This window comes from Paenibacillus methanolicus, from assembly GCF_008124765.1.
Classification (GTDB): Bacteria; Bacillota; Bacilli; order Paenibacillales; family Paenibacillaceae; genus Paenibacillus_Z; species Paenibacillus_Z methanolicus.
On the sequence record NZ_VNHS01000003.1, the window covers coordinates 163160 to 175340 of the forward strand.

Below are 12181 nucleotides of genomic sequence, written 5' to 3' on the forward strand. Positions count from 1 at the left end.
GCGCTTGATGATTCTTCGCCCACTCCCTCCTTCGTTCGACTTACTTCGCCCGTAAGCGCTGTCATTGCCTATTGTAGAGACCTTCCCGCGAGGACCATACCCAGAAAATTGAACAATCCCGGTGTAAAATATTGATGGCATTCGTCATGAAGCAGACGTCGGCATGAGGCGATCGAACTGCGGAGATAGCCGAATTCGATCCGCAAAGCCAACAAGAGCTCCCCCTTCGCCAGCTTGAAGCCGACGATGGGAGAACCCTTGCTTGTTCATGGTATATAAGCGGAAACAAGCTGCTCGGATATTGGCGCTTGCTCCTACTGTTCCGTCGCGTCCGTGACGAAAATCTCGCCTTCGTCGAAGAATACCTTCATCTTGAGCGATTCGCTGACGAAACGGATCGGCACGAGCGTGACGTTGTTGCGCGTGATGGCCGGGGAATCGAGCAGCGCCTTCTCGCCGTTGACGAGAGCTTCCTTCTGATCGATGACGAGCTGGATCGTGCTGCCGTCCTTCGCGATCGTAATCCGGTTCGCCTTCTTATCCCAGTCCACCTTCGCGCCGAACGCTTCTCCGATGAAACGAAGCGGCACCATCGTGCGGCCGTCCAGCGAGAACGGGGCGACGTCCAGCTTGACGTTCTTGTCGTCCACGGACGCCTCCGTCTGGTTGAGCTTCAGCGAGATCGTCTTGAACGGGAAGACGGTATTGTCGAGGTGGACGGAGTCCTTATTCCCGAACTCGACCGGCTTGGAAATCACCGTCCCGAATTGCGTCTCCACCTCGATCACGTAGAACTGGCCGTTCTTGATCGAGCCGTTGTTGTTGGCATACAGCGTCAGGTCGACCGTCCCCCGGAACGTGCCGACCGGCGTCGTCACGTCTTTGTTGAACTCCGGATTGACGATCTTCTCCCCTTGCTTAAGACCGAGGAGCCAGCCTACGCCCGCCCGGTTCGTGCGCCATATGCCCGGGGCTTCCTTGCCGTCCTTATCGGTCGCGCGGAGAATGACGGAGAGCACCTTCGTTTTCTGCGCGAACGCCAGCTTCAGCTTGAATGTGCCGTCCTTACTGCCGTCCTCGCCGAATTTGGCAATCGAGATCTTGTCCTCGGTCAAGCCCGCCCCGCTGAATTCGCGAATAATGACCGGCGCGTACGAAAAAGCGGCGTCCGCGAACGGCGTGATGTCCGTCTTGACGACGCCCGAGCTCGTCGTAATCTCCAAGTAGTAATATTCGCCGTCCTTCATGCTGTTGTTGTCGGAAGCGTAGAGGTCGAACTGGTTGATGCCCTTGAATTGGCCGAGCGATTCCTTGAACGTCGTATTGAGCGTCTTGCCGTCGTGCTCCACGGCTAGCAGGTATTTGCCGACGTCGCTCGGCTCTTTCCACGTCGTCCATATGCCATGTCCGGTATCGACGCCTTTGCCGTCGGCCGTCTTCATGACGATCTGCTTGATCTCCATCCCTTCGCCCGCGTCGATCAGCAGGCTGAGATGGCCGTCGCGCGTCCCGTCCGGTTCGCCCGTCTTGATGAGCGAGATCCGGTCCAACTCTTTATCGAGATACCGGAACTCCTTGACCTGCAGCGGCGATGCGACGATGTCGGCCCCGAAGGCCGCTCCGCCCATTGCCAGAGTATGAACCGCGATCGCGCCGATGGCAGCGGTCTGGATCGTTTTGCGTAAACGTTTCATTGTCGTTCCTCCTTGGATTGTCGTGCTTCTCTATCTCATGCAACCCATCCTGATCGGCTGAAATACCCGGCGGCGGCCAAGCCCGGCGATACTTAAATAAGCATGCCGAAATTACCGCGCTCGGAATGAAAATAGCGGCAGGCGCGCGGTCGCCAAGGTCAGACTACGGATGGGAGATAAGCGAAATGATAGGTGGTCAAACAGAAATAAAGGTTGGCGAGTTTGAAAAATCAAGCGGTATTGCGGAGTGGTTGGCCGCTCGTTCGCGGCAATGGGCAGACGGATCATGCAGAGCAGAAAAGTATGAACGAAGAAAAAAGGCAATAACATCGGTTCGGAAGTTGGTTGTCAAGCGGAAGGAGAATCAAAAGCGGTTCGGGTATTCGCTGCGCGGCAGCGGCTGAAACGAGGGTATTCGGTCAACGTTAGTCTATCCGAGGAGGGCTGGTAATGATGCCCATGTATACAATAGCGAGTTTGAGCAGCGTTGTAAAGCATTTTTTACAAGAAAACAAATATCGCTTGTTGCGTAAAGCCGAAATACCGCCGTGAACATAGCGACTGACTGATAACGACCGGTTATACAACATGGCGCCTGCGGCCGGCATCTCCTCACGGCGCCATGTTGCCTTGCTTATCGCGCAATCCAACCGCAAGCCGCCAAATAGCCGACGATTCGCGCGGTGGCGTCCGCCGCGCTCTCCGCTTCCGTATCCACGGCGAGCTCGGGAGCCGGCGGCGGCTCGTACGGCGCGCTAATGCCCGTGAAATCGGGAATAACGCCTTCTCGAGCTTTGCGATAATGTCCCTTGGGATCCCGCCGCTCGCACTCCGCCACCGCGCAGTTCACGTACACTTCGACGAAAGCCCCTTCGGCGACGAGCGCGCGCGCCTTCTCCCTCTCCTCGCGGTAAGGCGATACGCACGCGACAAGAACGATAAGTCCCGCATCCGCCATAAGTTTCGCCGTCTCGCCGATTCGCCTCACATTCTCCCTTCGGTCCTCCCGGGAGAACCCGAGATCGCCGTTCAAGCCATGGCGGACATTGTCCCCATCCAGCAGGAAGACCTGCACGCCTCTGTCGAACAGGCTGCGCTCCACCGCTCCGGCCAGCGTCGACTTGCCCGACCCCGGCAGACCCGTGAACCACGCGATCCCTCCGCCGTGACCGGCGCGCCTGGCGCGTTCCTCTTTGGTTACGGACGATTCGTGCCTGACGATATGGGATGCGGAAGCCGCCTCGCGGCCCTCTTCAACCGATTCCGAAGGCATGATCAATCTCCTCCTCTCTTCCATGCTTGTTCTGCGAACTCTCTATCATTTTATGTAAGAAGCCGGAAGACGGAAAGGCTTTCTGTACACGGATTTTCTTCGCAAGCGGAACAAGGGCACGGACGGCGCGCTCGATGCAAGAATAGAGTAGATTATTATATTCCGAAAGTAGGGAAGATGATGTGGAGCGATGAAAAGATGCTGCTTCTATCGTCACCGAACGGCGGCGGCATGGCCATATTCGATCAGCGGCACTGGCACGTCATCGACCGGGTATCGACGACGGGAATCGGTTCGGACGATGAATTCTTCGTTCGTTCGGTTCAGCAAGAAGACCATGCGGATCTGGTGGTGCAGCACTTGAGCGGCCGGACGAGGCGGCTGCGGTTCGGTGAGTTCTCGGACATTCATGACGTTTACGTGAAGAACGGCTTTATCTATGCGGTGTCGACCGGCACGAACGAGATCGTCTGCCTTTCGGCGCGCAGCGGCGAGATCGTATCCCGGCGGACATTCCCCGGCGAACCCGATTCGATGCACCTGAATTGCCTGGACGAATGGAATGATCGTCTTGTCGTATCGGCGTTCGGCAGATTCGCCAAGCATCGCGAGTATAAAGGCAGCGCCCCTTTGAACGGTCTAGTGATGGACGTGCAGACGGGCGAGGACGTATGGGGACAGCTGACGGAGCCTCATTCTCCGCGGCAAGCCGGGGCTTATTACTTGATCTGCGATTCCGGAACCGGGCGGCTGCTCATCTCCGACGGCGCCGAGGTCAGGGCGGAAATTCCGCTCGGCGGCTACCCGCGGGGCATTGCGATCACGGATGAGATCGTCGCCATCGGCATTAGCGGCCATCGCCGTCAGGAGGATGCGGGAATCGCCCGCGTGCGTACCATCGACCTTCGGACGCTGCAGCTCGTGAACGAGATTCCCGTTCCTTTTCGGGAAATCTATGATCTGCGGTTCATTCCAGTCTCCCTTGCGACGCAGCTGAAACCCGTGCGCGGCGGTTGGCCGGACGTACGCTAAGCCAAAGAGATGCCAATCGCTCCCGAATAGGAGGATTGGCATCTTCTTCGCCGGCGTTAATTGGCCGCGACGGCTACCCAATGGCCGGGACGAGCTTCGACGAATCGGGCATGTTCAAGCCCATAAGGATCCGGGATGTCCGCCTCTGCGCGGACTGGCGGCTGCTTCCGGGATTCGACGGCCGGATCCGGAACGGGAATCGCCGACAAGAGCGACCGCGTGTACGCGTGCAGCGGGTTGGAATAGAGCTCCTCGCTCTCCGCCATCTCCACGATCCGGCCTCTATACATGACGGCGACGCGATCGCTGATATGCTTCACCATGGACAGATCGTGCGCGATAAACAGATAGGTCAAGCCCAGCTGCTGCTGGAGGTCCTCGAGCAGGTTCACGATTTGCGCCTGAATGGACACGTCGAGCGCCGACAGCGGCTCGTCGCATACGATGAACTCGGGCGATACCGCGAGCGTCCGGGCGATGCCGATCCGCTGGCGCTGGCCGCCGGAGAATTCATGCGGATAACGCTGCGCATGGGAAGCTTGAAGTCCCACCATCTCCAGCAGCTCGTCGATTCGCCGCTGCCGCTCCTTCCTTCCCTTCGCGAGCCCGTGCACGTCAAGCGCCTCGCCGATCAGATCCGCCACGCGAAGCCGCGGATTCAAGGACGCGTACGGGTCTTGGAAAATAATGCCCATGTGCCGTCGCATCGTCTTCAGCTCCGTCCGGTTCAGCCCTTGGAGCGGAATGCCCCGGAACAGCACCTCGCCGCCCGTCGCTTCGTGAAGGCGCAGAATCGTCCGCCCCGTCGTCGACTTTCCGCTGCCCGATTCGCCGACGACGCCAAGGGTCTCGCCGGCCTCGATATGAAAACTAATATCGTTGACCGCCTTCACCACCTGCCCTTTGCCCAGGTCGAAATGCTGACGCAGCGACCGCACCTGAAGCAGCGGGACGTCGTCGGACGATCGAACGCGGGGAGCCGGCGGCTTCGCCTTCTTGGGCTCGTCCAGCCTTGGCAGCGCTTGAAGCAGCTGCTTCGTATAGGGATGCTTCGGATCGGCGAAGATTTGCTCCGTCGCGCCAGTCTCGACGATCTCGCCCTCCTTCATGACCACGACGCGATCGCACATGCCCGCTACCACGCCAAGATCGTGCGTGATCAGAATGACCGCGGTGCCCAGCTGCCGCTGAATCGTCTTCAACTCATGCAGAATTTGCGCTTGTATCGTCACGTCAAGCGACGTGGTCGGCTCGTCGGCAATGAGCAGCGACGGACGGCAGGCGAGCGCGATGGCGATCATGACCCGCTGCCGCATGCCGCCGGAGAACTCATGGGGATATTGCTCGTATCGCGCTACGCAATCCGGAATGCCGACCATATCCAACAGCTTGATCGTCTCCTCTCTCGCCTCCCGTCCCTTCAGTTTCCGGTGCTTGATCAAGCTTTCTTCGATTTGCCGGCCGATCCGCATCGTCGGATTGAGCGACGACATCGGATCTTGGAAGATCATCCCGATCTCGCTGCCGCGGATCCGCTCCATCTCCGCATCCGTCTTCTCGGCCAAATTCTCTCCCTGGAACAGCACTTCCCCGCTCTTCACCATCGAAGGCGGGGACGGCAGAAGCCGCATGATCGTGCGGGCGGTCACGCTCTTCCCGCTACCGGACTCTCCGACGATGCCAAGCGTCTCCCCCCGGGCAAGCTCAAAGCTGACGTTTCGCACCGCTTCTGTTTCACGGCCATGCGCAAAGAAAGAAACCGATAGATTGTGGACTTGCAATAGTTGGCTCATCGTGTCACCTGCACCTTTTAATATTACCAAATATTAGAATTCATTCATGCGCAATTCATGCTTTACTTCATGACTCGGCCGATATTGGAACGAAATTCATGAGCAACTCGAGCCTAAAATCATGACGCAATCGATAAATAAGAAAATATTGACTTTCTATCGAACTAAAATATACTATATCTATCGGAATAGTTCAATTAAAGTGTTGGAAAAGGAGCGAATACCTTTGGTTGAGTATGTGACGGCCGCAAGCAGCGGAATATCTCAGCCGCTAAGCGCCGTTTTTCGCAAGATGATGCGACATCGCATCTACCGGTATCTGCTCTTCCTGTCCGGCGCGCCGATTACGTTAATCGTATTCGTCTGCTACCTGGCCCGTCGGACGAAGCTCGGTTACCGGACGATCGCCGCCGAGGCCGCGAAGGAACTTCGGCAAGCTGGCGTCTACGATGCGCTGGCGGCCGAAGTTCGCGACCAGCAGCTGCGCAAGCACCGGTTCTTCGGCAGGCAGCCGGCAGCCGCCCTCGTGGAGAAGGACGTGCGTCGAATCGCCGGGCAGCAATTCGACGCAAGAGTCAAGGAGCGTGTCGAGCAGCGGCTGGCGGGATCCGGCGGACGGATTTCGTTCGAGGATACGTATCGTCAATTAATCGAAAGCCCGCTCGCGTTCGCGCTGTCGATCGTGCTCGGCCTGCCGATGTACGCGCTGATGGCCATCTATGCCAATCCGTATTCGAAATACATCGCGGAACGGCTCGTCATGGCGATCTTCGTCATCTTCGGCGTCGCGTTCCTTGTCTTCACCCTTCTCTACGTATCGCCGATGAATCCGGCGGCCAACTTGCTCGGGGAGACCGCGACGGCCGAACAGATTGCCGCCTTTAACCGGCTATATGGGTTGGATCAGCCTTATCTGGTCCAACTGTGGGATACGCTCAAAGGCATTCTGACATTCGACCTGGGCAAATCGTTCGCTGGCAACGAGCAGGTGACCGCCGCCATCGCCGGCAAATTCCCGGTTACGTTGACGCTGACCTTCGTCTCGACGCTGATTGCCGTCTTGATCGCGCTGCCGATCGGCATCGTTTCGGCGACGCGTCCGAATTCCTTTTTCGACTATACGTTCATGTTCGTCGCGCTGCTCGGATTGTCGATCCCGAATTTCTGGCAGGGACTCATCTTCATCCTGAACTTCTCGATCAAACAGTCCTGGCTGCCAGCAACTTATAATCCGGACAACTGGCTGTCGGCGATCATGCCGATCGTCGTGCTTGGCACGGGATTAACCGCCGCCGTGGCGCGCATGACCCGCTCTTCCACGCTCGAGGTCATCCATGAGGATTACATCACGACGGCCAAAGCCAAGGGACTGAGCAGACGGACGGTGTTGTGGCGGCATGGAGTGGGCAACGCGCTCATTCCGATCATCACCGTGATCGGCCTGCAATTCGGCGGGATGCTCGGGGGCGCCGCGGTGACGGAGAAAGTGTTCAACATTAGCGGCATCGGCAGTTATATCGTGGACAAACAATTCATTCCGGATATCCCGAGCATTATGGGCGGGGTCGTCTATACGGCCATTACGATCTCCATCGTGAACGTGCTGGTCGATTTGTTCTATGCGTTCATCGATCCGAGAATCCGCTCCAAAATGAAACAATATTGAAACAGGAGCTGTCCTATGAAGCCTAAGATCTCGATTGAACAAAGGCGGTTCCGGTTGAAATCCGCGCCCGAATACGGGCAGGCGAGCTTCGCTTGGATCGTCTCCTTCGCCGCATCCCTAGCCCTGCTGCTCGGCGGATACTCGCCTGGCACGGGCGGATTCGCGCCTATTCTGCTGGCCGCAAGCTGCGTCTACCTCCTCTTCGCCCTGCTGCAGCTTGCGGCATGGATCAGAATTCGCGCCGATCTGATTCAATTCGGGGCGATTAGAATCCAGACAAGGGCGCTTGGCTACGGGTTGATGCTCAGCCTGCTGAGCGGGAATATCTTCATCGCCACCGCCGCGTTCCAGCTGGTCCGGACAAGGAAGAACGCCGCTTATACGCTGGCCGTGTATACGTTGATCACCACCTTGCTGGTTATGGCCGTGTCCGCGCTTCATCTGTTCAAACCTTATGTTGCGAACAGCTTCCTGCCGGGCATGTCGCTCCTGCTGGCGGCGGCGATCGTGCAATTGGGCGCCCTGCTCTACGTGGCGAAGACGGCGGATCGAACCGCTCTCCCACGCTCCGCGGCATTCGTGGCCGCCGCCTTAATCGTAACGGCGGCGACCGGCAACTTGTTCGCCCTCATGCTCGGCCTGCTGCTCCTTGCAAGACGAAGAGACGGCGGCGGCACCGCCGGATCCAGGGCCGGACAGGTCATCGACCGGTTGTCCGGAAGCACGACCTCGATGCTCGGATTGCTGTTCGTTCTCTTCTTATTCGCCCTATCGGCGGCCAGCTATTGGACTTTCGATTACAGTCTCGCCATCGAGAATAACTACGGCGCGATCTTGCAGCCGCCGAGTCTCGCTTACCCGCTCGGCACCGATAATTTCGGACGCGACCTGTTTTCGCGCATCGTCTTCGGCGCGCGCATCTCGCTGATCGTCGGGCTGCTCTCCACGATCATCCCCGTGTTGATCGGCGGATTGCTCGGCGCCCTCTCGGGGTACTACGGACGGCAGACCGACAACGTCATCATGCGCTTGCTCGATATTCTGTACGCGATACCGGGCATTCTGCTCGCGATCGCGATCATCGCCGCCTTCGGAGCCAGCACCGTGAATCTCATCATCGCCCTTAGCGTCGGCGCGATCCCGACCTATGCCCGGACGATGCGGGCGAACGTCATGCTCGTCTCCACGCTCGAATACGTGCAGGCCGCCCGGGCGCTCGGCTCCGGCGATTGGACGATACTCGCGAAGCACGTCATCCCGAACTCGCTCGCGCCGATGATCGTCAAGTCGACGCTGACGATCGGGACGGCCGTCATCTCGACGAGCAGCCTCAGTTATCTCGGTCTTGGCGTCGAGCCGCATATTCCCGAGTGGGGCAACATTCTGAAGCTGGGAAGCGCCTATCTCGAGACGCATGCCTATACGGCGATTTATCCGGGCATCGCGATCATCGCGCTCGTGCTCGCCTTTAACTTTCTGGGCGACGGCTTGCGCGACGCGCTGGATCCGAAGCTGGATTAACGAAGCCGCCGCATTGCGGTAACGAGCATTCGCAATTACAAAAACCCATTCATATTCTATCGGCCTTCTGACGTTTCGAAACAGGAATGAACGATTGATGCGTATGAGTTTACATACTTATATTGATCTATCAGGAGGGTAATTGGCATGATGAAGAGAGGAAAGCTTGCCGCGCTGCTGCTTATTAGTTTGACGGTGGTGCTCGGCGGCTGCAAAGTCACGACCAAGAACGAGGCGGCCGAAGCGCCGGCGAATACGTCCACCACGACGAACGCGCAGCAGACCGAATCCACGAACGAGAGCGCGCCCGTCGATATCGAACTGCTCGGCATGAGCGCCAACGAAGCCGATCTGAACATCGTCCGCGACCAGCTCGCGAAGAACGGCTTCAACGTCAAGCTCAACATCCAGGCCGACTACGGCAGCTTCAAATCGCAGCAGGACGCGGGCAATTACGACATCGCCTTGTCCAGCTGGACGACGGTAACCGGCAATCCCGATTACGCGGTTCGCTCCCTGTTCAAGACGGGCGGCGATTACAGCATTCTGGCCGATCCCGAGATCGACAAGCTCATCGATACGGCATCTACGCAGACGCCGGAACAGTACGTCGATACGTACAAACAATTCGAGCAGCAGCTCGTCTTCGACAAAGCGTACATTGCGCCGCTCTACAATTCCCTTAAGGCGCAGGCGTTGAACCAGGACGTACTCAAGAAAGAGTCCGTCCGTTTGTCCAAGTCCCGCTCGCTCGTCTGGGAGGACATCGATTTCAAGGACGAAGCGAAGCGCGGCACGGATTCGCTCGTCCTGCAATCGACGATGCCGACGCTCACGTCCCTAGACCCGATTAAAGGCAACGACGGCTCGATCAACATGATTAACACGAACATGTACGTCCGCCTGCTGAACCTGACCGATGACGACAAGCTGACGGCCGACGGCTCGCTCTCGTACAACTTCGCGATCGACGCCGGTAATTCCGACTATTACTTCGTCCTTCGCGACGACATTCATTTTGCTCAGATCAAGGACAAGAAGGCCGTCGATACGGGCGAACGGGTCGGCGCCGAAGACGTCATCTTCTCCCTGAACCGCGCCAAGGACAAAAATTCCGTGCCGGATCACCGCACCTTCACGCTTCACGAGCACATCAAGACCGTGGAAGCCGTGACCGATCCGGCGGCGCTCGAATCGGCCAAACTGGCGAGCGGCGAGAGCGTGAAGGCGGCGCTAGAGAAAGGGCTGGAGACGCCTATCGCCGGATTGACAGCCGATAAAGCCAAAGCCGATCATCAGGCGGGCACGTACCAGGTCATCAAACTGACGACCACGGAGCCTTTCCCGCAAGTGCTGAACTATCTCGCGCACCAATCGGCCGGCATCGTGTCGAAGAAGCAAGTCGAACGCATCAACACATACGACGTCGCCACTTTCGACGTTAACAAGGACATTCCTTACGGGGATCAGAACACGGTCACGGAAGGCGCGCAATACAACAATACGCTGTATGCGAGCGGCCCTTACATTCTCTCGCACAAGAACGATTACGAAGCGATACTCTACAAAAACCCGGCTTATCTGAAAGGCACAAGCCACGAGCCGAAGATCGAGAACGTCAAGATTCGCTTCATCAAAGACGCGGACAGCGCCTTGTCCGCCCTGCGCAGCGGCGAAATTCACGTCTTCTACGGCGTCTCCGAAACCAAGTTCGACGTCGTCAAAGGCGATGCCAAGTTGTCGCTGCAGACACTGCCGAGCAACGCGGTGTCCTACCTGCTGTTCAACATGAAGAACCGCCCCGTCGCGGAGAGCGCCGATCTGCGCAAGGCCGTCCTATACTCGATTAATCAGGATGAAATTCTAGCCTATTACAACGGGAATAAGTTCAAAGCGGTATCGACCGTCAGCCCGCTCGTCAAGACCGGACTTGAGCTTGCGAGCGATCCGGCGAAGGCGAAGCAATTCTTGGATGCCTTCAAAGCCGCGAATTCATAAGGGGCAAAGGAGAGGGAAAGATGACAAGCACGTTCAATCCGGGGCGATCCAAACTATCCCAATGGGATGCGCTCAGCCTAGAATCTCTGCGGCGTTACGGCTGGAAGGATGAAGAACTGATCCGACGCGTCCAGGAAGGCGATCTGCCGAAGGACGCCAGCAAGTTTCAATTCGACTATGCAGGATTAAAGAACCTCGCGCACGAGCAGTCCGACATTATTGCGGCCGCGCTCGGGCAAGGTTATCAGGTCAAATACAGCACGCTGCGCGGCATCCAAAGCTGGTTGCTGCTCGCCTTGGACCGCGAAGCCGAGGTCCATGCCGTGCCCGGCCGCGAAGCGGTGACCGTCTTGTTGACTGCGGCCGAGGCCGAGCGCCTCGCTTCCGTCCTGTCGTACGGTTGGTCGGTCGAGCTGCAGGACCGAGCGCTGCGGAACGGAGCGCAGGATGCCGAGGAATGCGGGTCATACGTCGTCGCTCCGATTGAACGCGGCCCCGTCATCGAATAAGTCTTTCTCGCCAAACGCAACGAAACGCCGTCGCTCCTGGATCATGGAGCGGACGGCGTTTCGTTCTTTCTTACGGCGTATCGGCTGCGTTAGGGTCGAGACTCGGGAGATATGCCCGCTTGCTCCTCCCACTTCTTCCTGCATGCGGCCGTTGCATAGGGCAGAATGTAGACGCGAACCAGCTTATCGATCTCCTTCTCCGAAACCATGTTATACGTGTTGAAGAAGTATCGCCTATTCTGGACCGTCCGTACGACAAGGTCCGCGAACACCATCCCCGTCGGCCGGTATACATGCCAGCCGAACGTTATTTCATCGATGTCCGACAGCGCCACCTCCCTCTCCTTTCTCCGCAAAAATCCTCCGCGGATCTCGAACAGCGGACGCCTGCCGGCCAATATGATCAATGCCTGAACAAGCGCCCCGCCGAAGAAGATCGTGCCCGTCAAACCGACGACCGCCGCCAGAATTCCTTTCACGATATTGAAGTCTCGCGCAAAAAAGAGCACGACGGCGGAGGCGGCGAACATAAAGCCTGCGCCCGTGATGAGACAGCCCGCCTCATATTTGGACGGGATCACTTCGACCCCGTGTTCGGTTTCACGTAAATTGCTGCTCATACTTGATGTCCCCCCCCCGAATCGGCTTCTCATGCTTATGCAAGTCTGCTGCGTCTACTCTACCATTCGTGGCGC

The 12181-nt window shown here is 57.9% G+C and carries 9 protein-coding genes; 5 read left to right on the forward strand and 4 right to left on the reverse strand.

Annotation, left to right across the window (positions count from 1 at the left end; translation table 11 throughout):
- Window positions 1-314: 314 nt before the first annotated feature.
- Complete coding sequence (locus tag BCM02_RS09690) at window positions 315-1694, reverse strand: copper amine oxidase N-terminal domain-containing protein (protein ID WP_148928886.1); 1380 nt, start codon at window positions 1692-1694, stop codon at window positions 315-317.
- Between the two features lie 634 nt (window positions 1695-2328).
- The gene (cysC, locus tag BCM02_RS09695) at window positions 2329-2967 is read right to left on the reverse strand and encodes an adenylyl-sulfate kinase (protein WP_148928887.1); all 639 of its coding nucleotides are present in this window, start codon (window positions 2965-2967) and stop codon (window positions 2329-2331) included.
- A 198-nt stretch (window positions 2968-3165) separates the two neighbouring features.
- Between cysC and BCM02_RS09700 the strand changes: the two genes are divergently transcribed.
- Window positions 3166-3999 (forward strand): DUF4915 domain-containing protein, encoded by an 834-nt coding sequence (locus BCM02_RS09700; RefSeq protein WP_187434121.1) that lies wholly within the window; start codon window positions 3166-3168, stop codon window positions 3997-3999.
- A gap of 56 nt (window positions 4000-4055) precedes the next feature.
- On the opposite strand, the gene BCM02_RS09705 is transcribed toward BCM02_RS09700, so the two are convergent.
- Window positions 4056-5792, reverse strand: a complete 1737-nt coding sequence (locus tag BCM02_RS09705) for an ABC transporter ATP-binding protein (protein ID WP_148928889.1) — start codon at window positions 5790-5792, stop codon at window positions 4056-4058.
- Between the two features lie 226 nt (window positions 5793-6018).
- Between BCM02_RS09705 and BCM02_RS09710 the strand changes: the two genes are divergently transcribed.
- From BCM02_RS09710 to BCM02_RS09725, 4 genes are all read left to right on the forward strand, one after another.
- Window positions 6019-7458 carry an ABC transporter permease gene (locus BCM02_RS09710; protein WP_425466164.1) on the forward strand — a complete coding sequence of 480 codons (1440 nt, stop codon included), beginning with the start codon at window positions 6019-6021 and terminating at the stop codon, window positions 7456-7458.
- A gap of 15 nt (window positions 7459-7473) precedes the next feature.
- Window positions 7474-8979 (forward strand): ABC transporter permease, encoded by a 1506-nt coding sequence (locus BCM02_RS09715; protein ID WP_148928890.1) that lies wholly within the window; start codon window positions 7474-7476, stop codon window positions 8977-8979.
- A 150-nt stretch (window positions 8980-9129) separates the two neighbouring features.
- Window positions 9130-10977 carry an ABC transporter substrate-binding protein gene (locus BCM02_RS09720; RefSeq protein WP_148929223.1) on the forward strand — a complete coding sequence of 616 codons (1848 nt, stop codon included), beginning with the start codon at window positions 9130-9132 and terminating at the stop codon, window positions 10975-10977.
- A 20-nt stretch (window positions 10978-10997) separates the two neighbouring features.
- Complete coding sequence (locus BCM02_RS09725) at window positions 10998-11486, forward strand: hypothetical protein (RefSeq protein ID WP_148928891.1); 489 nt, start codon at window positions 10998-11000, stop codon at window positions 11484-11486.
- A gap of 89 nt (window positions 11487-11575) precedes the next feature.
- Here BCM02_RS09725 and BCM02_RS09730 read toward each other — a convergent pair whose 3' ends face one another.
- Window positions 11576-12106 (reverse strand): DUF5381 family protein, encoded by a 531-nt coding sequence (locus BCM02_RS09730; protein WP_148928892.1) that lies wholly within the window; start codon window positions 12104-12106, stop codon window positions 11576-11578.
- Window positions 12107-12181: the final 75 nt, after the last annotated feature.

Bases quoted from the DNA above. Each gene is read 5' to 3' on its own strand.
- BCM02_RS09690 (WP_148928886.1), bottom strand. From the start codon at position 1,694: ATGAAACGTTTACGCAAAACGATCCAGACCGCTGCCATCGGCGCGATC.
- cysC (WP_148928887.1), bottom strand. From the start codon at position 2,967: ATGCCTTCGGAATCGGTTGAAGAGGGCCGCGAGGCGGCTTCCGCATCC.
- BCM02_RS09700 (WP_187434121.1), top strand. From the start codon at position 3,166: ATGCTGCTTCTATCGTCACCGAACGGCGGCGGCATGGCCATATTCGAT.
- BCM02_RS09705 (WP_148928889.1), bottom strand. From the start codon at position 5,792: ATGAGCCAACTATTGCAAGTCCACAATCTATCGGTTTCTTTCTTTGCG.
- BCM02_RS09715 (WP_148928890.1), top strand. From the start codon at position 7,474: ATGAAGCCTAAGATCTCGATTGAACAAAGGCGGTTCCGGTTGAAATCC.
- BCM02_RS09720 (WP_148929223.1), top strand. From the start codon at position 9,130: ATGAAGAGAGGAAAGCTTGCCGCGCTGCTGCTTATTAGTTTGACGGTG.
- BCM02_RS09725 (WP_148928891.1), top strand. From the start codon at position 10,998: ATGACAAGCACGTTCAATCCGGGGCGATCCAAACTATCCCAATGGGAT.
- BCM02_RS09730 (WP_148928892.1), bottom strand. From the start codon at position 12,106: ATGAGCAGCAATTTACGTGAAACCGAACACGGGGTCGAAGTGATCCCG.